Source organism: Variovorax sp. GW822-FHT04E09, from assembly GCF_058800845.1.
This window is the reverse complement of record NZ_JBXAMR010000005.1, coordinates 512,418-527,480: the sequence shown is the minus strand read 5'-3', so window position 1 is coordinate 527,480 and position 15,063 is coordinate 512,418. Positions and strand designations below refer to the sequence as shown.

Here is a 15,063-nt window from a genome sequence, read left to right as displayed (position 1 = left end):
TAAAAACCCTTTGAGAGGATCACTGTGAAGACGAACAAACTGGTTGCTACCGTCGCCCTTGCCACCCTGGCAATCTCGTCGGCTTTTGCCCAAACGCAGGTTACCCCTGCGCCCGCAAGCAACAATCGCGCATTTACACCGGGCCCCGCTGGCGCTCCGAGCGCAACCGCTGCTGGCCTTGGCGGCCTGACCCCCGTTCAATGGGGCGCTGTTGCAGGCACCGGCGCACTGATGCTGACCCTCGGCAGCAGCAACAACGGCAACGGCGGCGGTGGCTTCTTCGTCCCTGGCACCGGCACCACCGGCACGGGCACCACCGGCACGCGTTAATGCTGGTTGCCCTCCTGAAAGGAGGGCATTCGCTGAAAAGTCCGCGCGTTGCTTCCGCCACGCGACTCTTAGAACGTTGCCTTTTGGCAACGTTTTTCTTGGGCGTTGGCGGTTGCTCCTCCGGAACTTCAGCCATGCTGGATTCAGCTCGCCTGCTGTATCGCGGTGAGTCTGCAGCAACCCAGCCCAATTTCAATCCCAGCTATAGGTACCTGCGGACCGCCGTCGATGGGCGCGTCCTGTACATGGTGCTCGGCTATATCGATCAGCGCGCCGAAGGGCCCGTCGAGGTTTGGTACAGCGGCACGGGCGAGGTCGTCCGACTTCTGAATGGTCAACTGGTCGGCACGACCGGGCTGTCCACCGACTGGCGCGACGTTCGACTTGCCAACCCACCCGCCTGGCAAGCTCACACTGCCAACACCACGCAGACCTACGCGCGCGAACGCGACCTGATGCCCGGCTATCGCTTCGGCATTCGCGACGACATCGCGCGCGCGTCGATCGCGCCGCCCACCGACAGCGCTCTCGCCGGCATGCCCGCAAGCGGCCTGCGCTGGTATGAAGAACGCAGCGTGTCCCGCCCTGCGACGGCCTCCGTTCCTCCCGCCCGCTTCGGCGTTTCATTTGCTTCTGGCGCCCCCCAGGTCGTGTATTCGGAGCAATGTATTTCCCGCGACCTCTGCATGAGCTTCGAACAGTGGACACCCCCCGCACCAGCAGCCGGCCCTGCGGCGCCCGCTGGTACATGAGCCCCCTCTTCCTGCGAGCCATCAGCCCCCCGCATTGGCCCCGTCGAACGGCCCTTGCCTGCGCGTTGATGGCAAGTCTTGGCGCCACGGCGGAGCCGTCGCAGAACGCGGCGACCGTTGAACCCGCAAGCGATGCCGAAGTGCGACCCGGCGAACGACTGAGCACCTGGCTGCTGCGCCAACCCGAGGGCACGGCCGCGCCCGGGCTGGCATGGCGCGTACCGCAGGAACGGCTGGCCCAGCAGTTCCTGAAGAACACCCTGCTCGTGCGCCTCGAGGCAGCCAGCAGGCGCGCACCGCGCTCCGAGCAACTCGATCGGCTGAAGCTCATCACGTGGCTGCAGAACCTGCCGGTCACCGGCCGCGTGGCACTGGGCATCGTGGACCCCCGCTGGCTACAGGCACATCCGGATCAAGACCCTGTGCTGTCGGCCGGCCAGCAGCTCGTTGCGCCCTCCCCGCAATTGAAAACCATCGCGGTTGTCCGCCCCAATGGCGAGTTGTGCCACGTGGCGCACGAGGCCGGCCGGACCGCTTGGGACTACGTCATCGCCTGCGCGCCCGACAGTACTCACGATTGGGCATGGGTTGCGCAACCCGACGGCCGGACGTCGCGCGTGGGCATCGCCCCCTGGAACGGCCACCCCTCCGATGAGCCGGCACCCGGCGCATGGATCTGGGCAGCGCCGCGCGGCATGACCGAACTGGTCGACGCGTCGGAAGGCATTATCAAGTTCCTGGCGACCCAAGGCCCTTCGCCTCAGACAGCGGCGCTGGGCACCACCACTGCCGCGCTTGCAGCTGCCAAGCCGGCCGCAACACTCAATACGGCCATTCCGCCGTCAGTTCCGCCGGAAAGCGTCATCTCGGTGCGCCCCGACGCCTCGGCCCCGCAATACAAGGCGCCTCGCACAAGCAGCAACGACTGGGGCGAAACCGGCCTGCTTCAGACGCCGACAGCACGCATGGGCGAGGCCGGTGATTTCCGTACGTCGATCAGCCACGTGTCGCCCTATACGCGACTGAACGTGATGTTCCAGCCGCTGGACTGGATGGAGGCCGGCTTTCGCTACACCTCCATCAGCAACCGCGCATACGCCGCCAGCACCACGGGTCAAAGCAACAAGGACAAGAGCATCGACGTGAAGCTGCGGCTGCTGCGCGAATCCGCGTATGTGCCTCAGGTTGCGCTGGGCTTTCGCGACCTTGGCGGTACCGGCCTCTTTTCGGCCGAATACCTGGTCGCCAACAAACGCTACGGCGATCTCGACTTTAGCCTCGGCATCGGCTGGGGGTATCTGGGCAACAGCGGAAACATCCGCAACCCCTTGCTGGCCCTGAGCAATCGCTTCAGAACGCGCACGGTGAGCTCAGCAACGGGCGGCGAAGCAAACTTCAAGGCCTTCTTTCGAGGGCCAGCTTCCTTGTTCGGCGGCGTCGAATGGCGCACGCCCTGGGATCCCCTGACCGTCAAGCTCGAGTACGAAGGCAACAACTACAAGAACGAGCCCCAGCAGAACAACCAGGTTCAGCGCTCACCTTTTAACATCGGACTGGAATATCGCTACTCACCCGGCGTCGCCTTCACCGCCGGCCTGGAGCGCGGCAACAAGGTGATGGTGGGCCTGACCCTGTCCACCAACATGGCGAGCATGCGAGCCAGCAAGCCCGCAGATCCGCCGCCGCCCCGCTTCACGCCGGAGGCTCCAGCCAATCCACCTGGATGGGCCTCCACCGCTGCGGAGATCCAGGCACGCACCGAATGGACCGTGCAGCGCATCGCGCCGCAAGGCGACAGCGCGCACGTCTGGATCACCGAAAGCCACACGGTGTACCGCGAAGCACGCGTTCAGCAGGTCATTGCCGTCATGCATCGCGATGCACCGGCGTCGATCAAGCACTTCATCCTTCACTACAACGAACGCGGACTCGCACTGCACACGCAGGTCGTCGATCGCAGCGAATGGGTGACGGCGCACTACCAGGCACAGACGCCCGCAGAACTGCGCGCCACGGACCAGCGCGACTACGCCCCGCCGCGCGGCCGGACCGAAGACGGGCTCTACGCGCCGGCATCGCCGCAGCGCACACCCACCGAGGCAACAACCGCCGCCATAGCATCGCCCGGCGAGACGCCGACCATGACGCCATGGGAACGGCGCACGGAAAGACTCACCTTCGGCCTGACCCCGAGCTTCTCGCAGATCCTCGGCGGCCCCGATGCCTTCATGCTCTACCAACTCGGCGTCTCAGCCACTGCGGAGTACCGCTTTACACCGAGCACCTGGGTGAACGCCGCACTGAACTGGCGCTTGCTCGACAACTTTGACAAGTTCACCTACACCGCGCCCAGCAACCTTCCCCGAGTGCGAACCTACCAGCGCGAGTACGCAACGACCAAGCGATTGACCATGCCGGTGTTTCAGCTGACCCACGTGGGCCGCTTGAACGAAGACCAGTACTACAGCGTCTACGGTGGCGCCCTCGAGTCGATGTTTGCTGGCGTGGGCGCCGAATGGCTTTACCGCCCATGGCGCAGCAAGTTCGCCTTCGGCATCGACATCAACCACGTACGCCAGCGCGACTTCGCGCAGGACCTCGGCCTGCGCGACTACAAGGTCAACACCGGCCACGCCACGCTCTATTGGGACACCGGCTGGAACGGCGTGCAGGCCAGGATCAGTGCGGGTCAATACTTGGCGGGTGATCGTGGCGTCACCCTTGACATCAGCCGCCGCTTCGACAACGGCGTGACGATCGGCGCCTGGGCCACCAAGACCAACGTGTCCGCCGCACAGTTCGGCGAAGGCAGTTTCGACAAGGGCATCTACGTTTCCATCCCCTTCGACGCGCTGCTGCCGCGCTCGAGCAAGTTCACTGCGAACTTTGCCTGGGCTCCACTGATACGGGATGGCGGCGCCAAGCTGGGACGGATCAATCCGCTGTTCGAGATGACGTCGATACGGGATCCGAAGGCGTTCAGCTTCTCGCCGCCCGATGACAAGGCACCCAAGGCGGGGGACAACATCCTCGACTTCAAGCGGGCGCAATAGGCGCCACAGGCTTGAAAACAAAAGAGCCCCGATCCGGGGCTCTTGGTCTCAGCATCACCCCAGTGAGTCGGGGCGGAAAAAAATGAAGCAGCTCTATCGAATCAGATTGCCACGGCAATCTGATTCGGTGCGGATGGCTGGTTGGCCTCGCTCACCTGCGCAGCGCCGACTGCCACTGCGAGCGGCTGAGCACGGTCACGCACACGGTGACGCTCCATATGCACCCAATCCACCACCTCCGCATGGGGCCGATAGCCGGGCAACATCTGCGTCAGCGTCTGCTTCAGCATCGGCACATCGCTGCTTTCGAGTGCCGCATTCAGCGTCTCGAACTGGCGCCAGAGTTCATTCCAAGGCAGGCAGGGATCGTGTGCTTTCATGACACGGGGATGCACCGTAGGCATCGCGCTGTCACCAATCAGGAGCTCTTCGTAGAGCTTCTCACCAGGTCGCAGCCCAGTCACCTGTAGCTCGATATCGCCATCCGGCGAATGCTCGTCACGGACCGTGCGCCCCGAAAGTTCTACCAACCGGCGCGCGAGGTCGATGATCCTTACCGGTTCGCCCATGTCGAGCACGAAGACATCGCCGCCCTGCGCCATCGCGCCCGCCTGAATCACCAACTGGGCGGCCTCGGGAATGGTCATGAAATAGCGCGTGATGTCTGCATGCGTCAGCGTGATCGGACCACCCGCTTCGATCTGCTTGCGAAACAGCGGCACCACCGAGCCACTGGAGCCGAGCACGTTGCCGAAGCGGACCATCGAGAAGCAAGTGTCTGAACTCTGCTGCGCCAGCCCCTGCAACGCCATTTCGGCGACGCGCTTGCTGGCCCCCATGATGTTCGTCGGCCGTACGGCCTTGTCGGTGCTGATCAGGACAAAGTTGGGAACCTTGCACTCCATCGCAATCCGCGCCGTCGTGAGCGTGCCCATCGCGTTGTTTCGCACACCCTCTGCCGGGTTGTGCTCGACGAGCGGCACATGCTTGTATGCCGCCGCGTGATAGACCGTGTCAGGACGCCAGGCGCGCATCACTTCACGCAGCCGCGCCGCATCGCATACCGAGGCGAGCAGTGGGACGACCCGTACGTTCGGCGCCAACTGCTCCAGCTCCTGGTGGATGCCATAGAGCGCGTATTCGCTCAGCTCCACGAGCAGCAGCGTGGAAGGCGACAGTTGAACGATCTGCCGGCACAGCTCACTGCCGATGGAGCCACCAGCTCCGGTAACCAATACCACCTGGCCGCGGATGTGCTTGTGCAACAAGTCGGCCACCGGCTCGACCGGATCCCGCCCCAGCAAGTCCTCGATGTCGACTTCAACCAGATCATTGACCTGCACCTTGCCGTTGGCCAAATCAAGCAGCCCCGGAAGCATGCGTACATGCAGATGCAATGGCAACAAGTGGTTCAGAATTTCAACGCGGCGTCCCCGGCTGGCTGAAGGCATCGCCAAGAGCACGTCGGTGATGCCCCAACCGGCAGCGTTGTTGCTGAGCCAATCCGAAGACTGAATATGCAGACCGTTGATCGTGTTGCCCTGAAGGTGCGGAGCATCGTCAACAAAAGCCCGAACCACCATGTCCCGGCTCTGCGCCAGCGCAGCAGCAAGCTGCAAACCCGCACTTCCCGCGCCGTAGATCACCACTTGAGGTAGTTGCTTGCGCTGCAGCGCGCTCATGTAGAGACCGCCCAACCAATAGCGAGCAAACATGCGCGAGCCAGCGATCGCCAAGAACAGGAGTAACGGCACCAGCAAGCCGACCGTTCGCGGCACCCCTCGCACGCCGAGCACCGAGAAGATCAATGCATAACCGAGGCCAAACAACACGCACGCGCGCACGATGGCCATGACTGCAGCCGTGCCTGCATAGCGAAAGATGGCTCGGTAGAGCCCGAAAACCACAAAGAGAGGAAGCGCAAAGGCAACAGCAACAGCGACGGCTGACCACTGAACGCCACGCGGCGTCATCCACTGCTCGAAGCGAAAACTGAATGCCAACCAGACGCACAGGACGCAGAGCATTGCATCGACCCCTAGAGCCAGCATGCGCTTCATGGGGCGCGGCAGGGCAAGCAAGGGCGCAGCCAGACGATTGATCACACTGAAAACTCCTGCGACGCTTGGAGCGCGCCGCACTGCAACAATTGTCCGCGAAGGGTACCCACCCCTCCCCCCCAATTCAGGGGATTCGCGACACTCACAATGTCATTTTTTGTATCTTTTGCATCGACATGACTTTGGTCATAGAACGGCTGATCAGCTCACCTAATCAGCGGTCCCTTTGACTGCCCCCTGACCAAATTCGAGCCCAGAACGCCTGCTGCTTGACCATATCCGCGAGGCAATAGGCGCCAACGCCCTGACTACAATGCCAAGGGCGTGCCCAGCCATCCTTCGGCTCTCCTGTTTAGGCCGCGATCCGATCGCGCAACGAAGAACAAATGGTGAGGACATTTCCGTATGACATGTGCTTCATGCTGGACGTGGAGCCGCGGCACGCAATACGTTGAGTTTGACAACAGAGGCACAAGCCTTCGCAGGGAGCCAAGTCTCATGAAATCTGTTCTGGTGGTATGCATCGGTAACATCTGCCGTAGCCCGATGGGGGAAGCACTGATTGCTGCCGCGTTACCGCAGGTTCAAGTCGTGTCAGCGGGGACTGGAGCCTTGGTTGGGCACCCAGCAGATCCGATTGCACGCAAGCTCATGGCCGAACGCGGCATCGACATCGAGGCCCACCGTGCGCGCCAACTTACAGCGCAGATGTGTCAACAGGCCGATCTCATTCTTGCAATGGACGACGCTCAGCGGATTCACATCGGGCAGCGCCATCCGTTGACCCGAGGCAAGCTGTTTCGCTTGGGCGAAGTCGCACGCGTTGACATTCCCGATCCGTATCGCATGGGCCGCCCGGCCTTCGAGCACGCCCTGCAACTCATCGCTGACGGCGCCCAAGCCTGGGCCGAGCGCATCCGCAAACTCTCATGACCCCTTCTGCCTCCACAACGGCCCCCTCCGCAGCACTTGCACGTGACGATGACGACGATGCAATTCATCTGTCCGAGTACTTCGATATCCTGCTCGACCGCAAGTGGCTGGTGGCGGGTATCACCGCGGTCGCCCTCGCGATCGGTACGGCTTACGCGCTCCTGGCCACACCGATCTATCAATCCAACCTTCTGATTCAGGTCGAAGATGCCGCCCCTGATGCCAAGAATTTTCTCGGCGACACCGCAAGTCTTTTTGATGTGAAAACGCCGGCCACCGGCGAAATTCAAATCATCCGTTCTCGGATGGTCATTGGAGGAGCCGTTGAGGCGAAGCAGCTGTACATCGATGCACAGCCGCGCTATTTGCCGTTCATCGGCGAATGGCTCTCCAGGCGCGCGAAAGAACTGTCGAGCCCGGGTTTTCTTGGCATGGGAGGGTACGTTTCTGGCACCGAATCCGTCGACATTGCCAAATTTGACGTACCTTCCGCGCTGGAAGATCAGAAGCCTTTCATCATCACCGCAATGGCGGGTGGTCAGTACACGCTGAGCCACCCCGATCTCACCGAGCCGTTGACCGGGACCGTCGGGAAGGTCCTGAATCAGCAGGTGCAGGATGGGACGATCACATTGGTGGTTTCGCGGCTCGACGGCAAGCCTGGCGCTGAATTCCTTGTTTCGCGTGCATCGCTGCTGGCCACGATTGAAGACTTGCAGAAGCGTGTGCAACTTGGCGAACAAGGCAAGCAATCGAATGTGATCAGCGTCTCCCTCGAAGACAGCGACCGTGATCGTCTGCGCCGCACGCTCAACGAAATTGGCACCCAGTACGTGCGCCAAAATGTCGAGCGGAAGGCTGCTGAGGCAGAGAAGACCATCGAGTTCCTTGATCGACAGCTGCCTGAATTCAAGCGGCAACTGGAAAACTCGGAAGACTCCTACGCTCGTTTCCGCAATCAGAATGGCACTGTGGCCTTCGACGAAGAGGCAAAAGCGGCATTGTCGCTGTCGGTGCAGCTCCAGACAAAGTTGCTTGAGTCCGAGCAACTGCGGCGAGAGCTCCTGTCGCGCTTCACCGCGAGCAATCCAAAGGTTCAGATGCTCGATGGCCAAATTGCGGCCATCCGCCATGAGATCAACAGCCTCGAAACGAAGGTCAGCGCTATGCCGACCGTGCAACGTGATGCACTCCGGTTGGAGCGCGACGTCCGCGTCAATGGGGAGCTCTACAAGTCGATGCTCGACAGTTCGCTGCAGCTGCGGCTCGTGAAGGAAGGCAAGATTGGCAATGTGCGACTGCTCGACATGGCCGTCGAGCCCAGAAAGGCGGTCAAACCGCAAAAGCCGCTGGTCATTGCACTGTCTCTGGTGCTGGGGCTTTTGGCTGGCGTTGCATTTGCCATCCTGCGTAGCAAGCTCTCGAGCGGCATTCGCAATCCACAGGAAATCGAGGACCGCCTCGGCCTCAACGTCTATTCCGTCGTGCCACTGGCCATCGAGCAGGAAACGATTCTGGAACACATAGCCGGTGGCGCGAAGGGCGTGCAATTGCTGGCAGTCACCTCTCCCGAGAGCCTTGCCATCGAGAGCCTGCGCAATCTGCGCGTGTCCCTGCAACTGACTTTGATGGAGAGCGGCAACAACCGCGTACTCATCACCGGCGCTACGCCTGGTGTGGGCAAAAGTTTCGTCTCCGGCAACTTCGCCGTCATCATGGCGCAGGCCGACAAGCGCGTCCTGCTGATCGACGCCGACCTGCGCAAGGGACATCTTCAAAAAGCCTTCGGGCTTCCGCGCAAGGGCGGCTTGGCAGATGTGCTGGCGGGCGACATGACGCCCGAGCAGGCGATCCATGCCCAAGTGATCCCCAACCTCGATGTCCTGACGACCGGCGCCTATCCCTTCAACCCCGCGAACATGATGCTGTCATCTGCACTGGGTGAACTACTGGACGACTTCTCGGGACGCTACGACTTGGTGGTGATCGACAGCCCGCCGGTGCTGGTAGCTGCCGATGCCGCTGCAGTCGCTGCTCATGCAGGTGCTGTGCTGCTGGTCGCCCGTGACAACCTGACTCAATTGGGCGAGTTGAATGAGAGCGTCAAGCGCCTCGCGCATGCAGGCCAGCAAGTCAACGGCGTGGTCTTCAACGGCATGGACCTCTCGCGCAGGCACTATGGCAGCTATGGCTATAAGTACGGTGGCTACCGCTACACCGAGTACAAGTACAAAGAAGCTGGAGCGGCTTCGGAATAGCCAGCAGGACGCAGTCAAGGCCAAGCCATCTCCATCGGCTCCTCCAGCAAACCTCTGAAACGCAGGGAAATCAGCGACCTGCTTGCCGCTGAGCAGCCAGCCACCGCGCCAGCCGCGCGAACACTTCCCCGATGAGCAGACCTAGGCCGTCAGCCCAAAGGTCGCTCCATTCGGCGTATCGATCAGGCGTGAAAGACTGCAACACCTCGATGAGCGCACCGTAAGCCAGCAGGCTCGGCATTACCATCGATATGCGCCCAGGCCAGGCCTGGTGCGCAAAGAAGGCCAGCGTCGCGAAGGCCAGCACATGGTTGCTCTTATCCCAGCCCGTAGTGGGCATGGGCGTCGAGGGCGGAGCGAGCGAAAGCACAAGAATCGCGAAAGCACAGGCCCAAAAAACCCAGCGCGAAAGAAGGCCGATCTTCGACTTCACCTGCTTGCCGCTCTTTCAGGCGCCGGCATCGTTACGCATCGACCACTTCGCCCGCTCGCAGTACACGCCCGGCAGAAACCTTGACCCCATAGGCGAGCGTTGAGCCCGCAGGCATCCACACACAACGCCCGAGCACGCTGCTACCGGCCATCCCCGCATTTACGCCCAGATGGCCGAACGGCTCCACTGTGCAATCATGATCGACTACCGCGCCACAGTTCACTATCACGCCTTCGCCCAGTTGAGCGCCGGTGCCCACGACCGCGCCAGCCATGACAGCGCAGCCCTGCCCCACAGCAGCCCTCGGCGATACGGTGGCAGTCGGGTGAATCACCGTTGCCAAGGCCAGCCCCTGCTCCTGCACACGCTCGTGCAAGGCTTCGCGCAGCGCGTTGTTGCCGATGGCCACGAACACCGCATCGACCCGGTCCCTGCATGCGCTCAACAAGGAGGTCTTTCCCCACACCGTCCATTCCCACAGGCGTTGCTCGGACTCGGCCGCGTCATCGAGAAAGCCCGCCAACAGATAGTCGTCGCGCAACAAGACCGCCTCCGCAATGCTGCGGCCGTGACCACCCGTGCCAATGATCAGCAAACGTTTCATCGTCATCCTTGTACTCAATGCGTCACGCCATCGCGCCTGAGCACTTTGACGAAGGTAAGCCAAAGAATGCGAATATCAAATACCAAAGACTGGCGCTGGAGATAGTCGACATCGAACTGGACCTTGACCGGGATCGGCAACTCGTCGCGCCCATTGACCTGGGCCCAACCAGTGAGGCCCGGCACCAACAGATGCACGCCACGCTGGGTCCGCAGCTCGATCAGGTCTGCTTGATTGAACAGTGCCGGACGCGGCCCCACAAAACTCATGTCACCGACCAGGATGCTCCACAACTGCGGCAGCTCATCGAGGCTGCTCTTGCGCAGAAAAGGGCCGATGGGCGTTAGATACACCTTGGGGTCGGACAGCAGGTGCGTGGCGACCGCAGGCGTGCCCACTCGCATGCTTCGGAACTTCGGCATTTTGAAGATCCGGTTATTACTGCCAACGCGGTCGGACCAATAGAGGGCTGGGCCACGCGACGTAAGACGTACAGCCAGCGCAACGAGGGCTACCGGCAGCAACAACACCATGGCCGCACACAGTGCAAGAATCAAATCAAACAGACGCTTCATTCAAATACCCTTCTGCCGCCCTCTTCAAACCCTCTTCAACACTGAGGGGCGGCACCCACCCCAGTCGTTGCCTTGTGTCCGAGATATCCACCTGCAGCGAACCGCAGAGCCGCTGCGCGACACTTCGCCGGCCCAGCAAGGTCGCACCGAACTCCAGCCAGCTCACCGGCAGGGGCACAAGCCGCGCCGGCCGCCCCATCGCCCGCCCGAGACGCCGCAGCAACTGAGATGTCGAGAGGTCTTCGTCATCCGAAACCAGGAAAATCCGGTTGGCAGCAGCCGGATGAGATAAGCAAGTAATCAGCAAATCGACCAGATTGCCGAGCGCAACCATACTTCGACGGTTGTGCTCGATGCGCCCCAATGGCAGAGGCAAGCGACGCGCGACCACACCCATCATGGCTCGGAAGTTCGCTCCGACGCCGCGCCCGTAGACCAACGGCGGACGAACTATGGTCACTTCCATTCCCGAATCGATGGCCAGCTGACGCAGACCTGCCTCCGCTTCGTGCTTGGAGATTCCATAGGCATCCTGCGGCGTCGGGGAATCATCCGCCCGAAAAGGCTGCCCGACCGCCGTCGCTTCGCCGTTTACTTTGATTGAGCTGACAAAGACAAAACGTCTCACCCCCGCCATTGCAGCCTGCCGAGCCAAGTTCAGCGTACCTTCAACATTCACGGAACGGAAGGCGCTCAGCGGATCATCCGCATTGTCTTGCATCACGTGCACCCGGGCAGCGCAATGGACGACTGCATCGGCACCTCGCAGTGCTTCGCTCCAATCGGTGTCGCTGGACAAATCGCCTACCACGCACTGTTTGATCGCCTCTGGCAGACGCCGGCTCGGTTGCCGGACTCCAGCAACGATGTCGAACGGGGCCGCAGGCCTCCCCCCCGCAGTCGAAGCGCCAGCTATCAACTGTTGAATGAGCGCCCCCCCTACGAAGCCGGTCCCACCGGTGACAAGAACCCTCACGCGACCACCTCTTCCCACACCTGCATGGTTTTCGCTGCAACAAATTCCTGCGAGAACTCCCGCTCGACCATCAGACGCCCTTCGGCGCCCATCTGCTCTCGCATCGCACGATCGGCCATCAGCATCCTGAGAGCACCGGCCAAGGCCGGGATGTCGCCGAACGGAACCAGGAGACCATTTTTGCCATGAACCACGACCTCCCGACAGCCGGGCACGTCGAACGTGACGATCGGCCTTGCACTGCTGGCGGCTTCGAGCAGTGCTTTGGGCAATCCTTCACGATAGGAAGGCAGGCACACCACGTGGGCCTGGGCCAGCACTGCGGGCATGTCATTGCGATTCCCCCAGTACTCGACCACACCTTCCGCCTCCCAGGCTTTCAGGGTCTGCAGCGGAACGCACGATGGGTTGTGATCATCACGGCCGCCCACCAAAGCGAATCGCGCACGGATGCCGCGTTGCTGCAAGAGCCTCGCGGCCTCCACGAACTCGGCCACGCCCTTGTCCCACAGCATCCGCCCCGGCAGCACGACGAGCATTTGCTGGTCGGACTCCAATGTCGCGGGGAACGCACTCGTATCCACACCCGCGCCACGAATCAGGCGAATTTTTTCGGGCGCAATGACCTTCGCATCCGACAGCACCTGCGCGTCGTCCGGGTTCTGCAAGATCAGACGTGTGGCCGGATTGCGAAATGCGGTGCGGAACGCTTGGACGATGAACGGGCGCAAGCACCGTGCGAGCATCTTCTGCGAGGAGAACACGTATCCCAAGCCCGCGAGTGCAAACACTCTGCCCCCGGATTTTTTGGATTTACCTGCCATTGCGCTGTACAGGACGGGCTTGAGCGCCACTGCGTGCAAGACATCAGGCTGAAATACACGGATGGCGGCTCGCACTTCTTTCAATGCTCGCCATTCGGTGAGCGGGTTCTTGGAGCGTCGTTCCAAGAACCACGGAAAAACCTCGATGCCCGATTTTTCGAGCAATTCGGCGTGACTCGAAATGCGGCACAAGACGGCGACGCGATACCCTGCGGCCTTCGCGTGCAACGCCAACTGAAGACGATGGGAAACGAAGTACCAGTCTTCCGAAATGACGAACATCAATCGCTTCATGGTCTCACCGGCACCTGCGCTGTCAACCATGCCTGAAACATCAGCACGCACCACAGTTGCTGCTCCCAGTTGCGCTGGCCACGCACATGCTCGGCCCATTTTTTTCGAATTGGCGCGGGATTGAAATAGCCGTCGCGCTTCAAGCGCGCCTCGCTGAGCAGATCTTCTGCCCAAGGGCGCAACGGGCCGCGCAGCCAATCGGCGATGGGCACGCCAAAGCCCATCTTGGGGCGCTCGATCAGCGCCTTGGGCACATGCCTGAACAATACCTGCCGCAAGGCCCACTTGGTCGTGCTGCCCTTGTTTTCGTCGCGCAGTTTGTATTCCATGGGCAGCTGCCATGCGAATTCCACCACGCGGTGATCAAGAAAAGGCACACGCGTCTCCAAGCTCACCCCCATGGCGGCCCGGTCCACCTTGGCCAGAATGTCATCGGGCAGATAGGTCTGGAGGTCGAGAGCCATCATGCGTTCGATGTCGCCTAGCCCGGCCAGAGCCGGCGCCGAGTCATTGAGCGCAGTGGTCGGCTCGGTGCCGCTCAGCACCACGTCTTCAGGACGAAGCCAATGAGAGACCATGCTGCGATAGAGTTCAGCCGCCGAGCTGGCCGTCATCACACCCGCCCCCTTGTGCAACTTGTCCCCAACATTCGCCCAGCGACGCCCGAGGGGCGTATGAGCAGCAATTCGGTCTAGGCGCCCTGGCGACACGCTCGTCAGCCCACGGGCCACCATACGCCGCATCGGCTGCGGCACGGCCGACAGCCGATGCCACAAGCTCGCAGCAAGCGAGTAGCGGTTGTAGCCGCAAAACAATTCGTCTCCGGCGTCACCTGAAAGCGACACGGTGACGTGGCGACGCGCAAGCTGGCTCACCAGGAACGTGGGAATTTGCGAAGAGTCGGCAAACGGCTCGCAATAGAGGCCGGGCAGACTCGGAATGACAGCCAGAGCCTGCTCTGGCGTGACATACATCTCGGTGTGCTCGGTGCCAAGGTGTTGAGCCACTGCCTTGGCGTGCTCAGCCTCGTTGTAACCTGCCTCGTGAAAACCGATCGAGAAGGTCTTCACCGGACGACTGGCTTGCGCCTGCATCAGCGCGACCACGGTAGAGGAATCAACCCCACCCGAAAGGAAGGCGCCAAGCGGCACGTCCGCCATCATCTGTCGTCGCACGGCATCTTTGAGCAAGACCTCCAGTTCATCAACAGCCTCTGTTGGACTGCCTTCGAACCGCTGGGCCATGCCGCGTTGCGCTGCCGCTGCACTCGACCAGTAGGTCTGGAAGACGGGTTCAGGAGCAGCTTGCGACACGCTCAAGAGGCTGCCAGGCAAGAGCTTGTGAATGCCCTCGTAAATGGAATGGTGCCCACCCACATTGTTGTGTCGCATGAACAAGCACAGAGCATCTCGATCGATTTGTGCGCCGAACGCCGGGTGGGCGCGCAGTGCTTTCAATTCGGAGCCGAACAGGAACACCGCGGCACGGCCTCGGCCCTGCCAGCCGTAGTAAAGCGGCTTCTCACCCAAGCGATCGCGCGCGAGCGTGAGTGTGCGTGCCTGCCTGTCCCAAACGGAAAAAGCGAACATGCCGATCGACCGCTCGACCGTGGCGCGAATGCCCCAGCGATCGAAACAGGCCAATAGCGTTTCGGTGTCTGAATGCCCTCGCCATGCAAGCCCACTCTGATGTTGCTCAAGTTCGACGCGCAGGTCCAAGTGGTTGTAGATCTCACCATTGAAGATCAACACCCACCGCCCACTGGCCGACACCATGGGTTGCGCCCCAGCGGGGGACAAATCCACGATCGCCAAACGGCGGTGGCCCATCGCAATACCCGCCGCCTCGTCAAACCAATGACCATCTGAATCCGGGCCGCGATGAGCAATTGCGTCGGTCATTCGACGCAGTACCGCATCAGGGGCAGTGACGTCGTTCCAATTCCCTAAAAATCCCGAAAAACCACACACA

12 protein-coding genes are annotated in these 15,063 nt (G+C 61.6%); 5 read left to right on the top strand and 7 right to left on the bottom strand.

All coding sequences use genetic code 11. From position 1 onward, the window contains the following. Positions 1-24: 24 nt before the first annotated feature. The 3 genes from AC1RL8_RS22595 (at position 25) to AC1RL8_RS22585 (ending at position 4,135) form a co-directional block, all read left to right on the top strand. Positions 25-330 (top strand): hypothetical protein, encoded by a 306-nt coding sequence (locus AC1RL8_RS22595; protein ID WP_082818080.1) that lies wholly within the window; start codon positions 25-27, stop codon positions 328-330. A gap of 134 nt (positions 331-464) precedes the next feature. After that, the gene (locus tag AC1RL8_RS22590) at positions 465-1,082 is read left to right on the top strand and encodes a YjbF family lipoprotein (protein WP_492686143.1); all 618 of its coding nucleotides are present in this window, start codon (positions 465-467) and stop codon (positions 1,080-1,082) included. Continuing rightward, positions 1,079-4,135 carry a YjbH domain-containing protein gene (locus AC1RL8_RS22585; RefSeq protein WP_492686144.1) on the top strand — a complete coding sequence of 1,019 codons (3,057 nt, stop codon included), beginning with the start codon at positions 1,079-1,081 and terminating at the stop codon, positions 4,133-4,135. The genes AC1RL8_RS22590 and AC1RL8_RS22585 overlap by 4 nt, the downstream gene beginning before the upstream one ends. Before the next feature lie 101 nt (positions 4,136-4,236). On the opposite strand, the gene AC1RL8_RS22580 is transcribed toward AC1RL8_RS22585, so the two are convergent. After that, positions 4,237-6,240, bottom strand: coding sequence for a polysaccharide biosynthesis protein (locus tag AC1RL8_RS22580; RefSeq protein ID WP_492686145.1), 2,004 nt, complete (start codon positions 6,238-6,240; stop codon positions 4,237-4,239). 453 nt (positions 6,241-6,693) lie between these two features. On the opposite strand from AC1RL8_RS22580, the gene AC1RL8_RS22575 reads away from it, so the two are divergent. After that, positions 6,694-7,128 carry a low molecular weight protein-tyrosine-phosphatase gene (locus AC1RL8_RS22575; RefSeq protein ID WP_492686146.1) on the top strand — a complete coding sequence of 145 codons (435 nt, stop codon included), beginning with the start codon at positions 6,694-6,696 and terminating at the stop codon, positions 7,126-7,128. Continuing rightward, positions 7,125-9,386: a polysaccharide biosynthesis tyrosine autokinase gene (locus AC1RL8_RS22570; protein WP_492686147.1), complete on the top strand. Its 2,262-nt coding sequence runs from the start codon at positions 7,125-7,127 to the stop codon at positions 9,384-9,386. The genes AC1RL8_RS22575 and AC1RL8_RS22570 overlap by 4 nt, the downstream gene beginning before the upstream one ends. A gap of 70 nt (positions 9,387-9,456) precedes the next feature. Here the strand turns inward: AC1RL8_RS22570 and AC1RL8_RS22565 are convergent, their stop codons facing one another. Genes AC1RL8_RS22565 through asnB form a run of 6 tightly spaced genes read right to left on the bottom strand, consistent with a single transcriptional unit; the run spans position 9,457 to position 15,062 of the window. After that, the gene (locus AC1RL8_RS22565) at positions 9,457-9,819 is read right to left on the bottom strand and encodes a VanZ family protein (protein WP_492686148.1); all 363 of its coding nucleotides are present in this window, start codon (positions 9,817-9,819) and stop codon (positions 9,457-9,459) included. Between the two features lie 31 nt (positions 9,820-9,850). Next, positions 9,851-10,423 carry an acetyltransferase gene (locus tag AC1RL8_RS22560; RefSeq protein WP_492686149.1) on the bottom strand — a complete coding sequence of 191 codons (573 nt, stop codon included), beginning with the start codon at positions 10,421-10,423 and terminating at the stop codon, positions 9,851-9,853. A gap of 14 nt (positions 10,424-10,437) precedes the next feature. Next, complete coding sequence (locus AC1RL8_RS22555) at positions 10,438-10,998, bottom strand: sugar transferase (protein ID WP_492686150.1); 561 nt, start codon at positions 10,996-10,998, stop codon at positions 10,438-10,440. Continuing rightward, positions 10,982-11,974, bottom strand: a complete 993-nt coding sequence (locus tag AC1RL8_RS22550) for a UDP-glucose 4-epimerase family protein (protein ID WP_493196606.1) — start codon at positions 11,972-11,974, stop codon at positions 10,982-10,984. Before AC1RL8_RS22550 ends, AC1RL8_RS22555 begins: the two co-directional genes overlap by 17 nt. Further along, positions 11,971-13,122, bottom strand: coding sequence for a glycosyltransferase family 4 protein (locus tag AC1RL8_RS22545; protein ID WP_492686152.1), 1,152 nt, complete (start codon positions 13,120-13,122; stop codon positions 11,971-11,973). The genes AC1RL8_RS22550 and AC1RL8_RS22545 overlap by 4 nt, the downstream gene beginning before the upstream one ends. Further along, the gene (gene asnB, locus AC1RL8_RS22540; protein WP_492686396.1) at positions 13,089-15,062 is read right to left on the bottom strand and encodes an asparagine synthase (glutamine-hydrolyzing); all 1,974 of its coding nucleotides are present in this window, start codon (positions 15,060-15,062) and stop codon (positions 13,089-13,091) included. Before asnB ends, AC1RL8_RS22545 begins: the two co-directional genes overlap by 34 nt. Position 15,063 lies beyond the last annotated feature (1 nt).

Excerpts from the sequence above, each read along its gene's own strand:
- AC1RL8_RS22590 (WP_492686143.1), top strand. The coding sequence starts at position 465 with ATGCTGGATTCAGCTCGCCTGCTGTATCGCGGTGAGTCTGCAGCAACC.
- AC1RL8_RS22585 (WP_492686144.1), top strand. The coding sequence starts at position 1,079 with ATGAGCCCCCTCTTCCTGCGAGCCATCAGCCCCCCGCATTGGCCCCGT.
- AC1RL8_RS22575 (WP_492686146.1), top strand. The coding sequence starts at position 6,694 with ATGAAATCTGTTCTGGTGGTATGCATCGGTAACATCTGCCGTAGCCCG.
- AC1RL8_RS22570 (WP_492686147.1), top strand. The coding sequence starts at position 7,125 with ATGACCCCTTCTGCCTCCACAACGGCCCCCTCCGCAGCACTTGCACGT.
- AC1RL8_RS22560 (WP_492686149.1), bottom strand. The coding sequence starts at position 10,423 with ATGAAACGTTTGCTGATCATTGGCACGGGTGGTCACGGCCGCAGCATT.
- AC1RL8_RS22555 (WP_492686150.1), bottom strand. The coding sequence starts at position 10,998 with ATGAAGCGTCTGTTTGATTTGATTCTTGCACTGTGTGCGGCCATGGTG.
- AC1RL8_RS22545 (WP_492686152.1), bottom strand. The coding sequence starts at position 13,122 with ATGGTTGACAGCGCAGGTGCCGGTGAGACCATGAAGCGATTGATGTTC.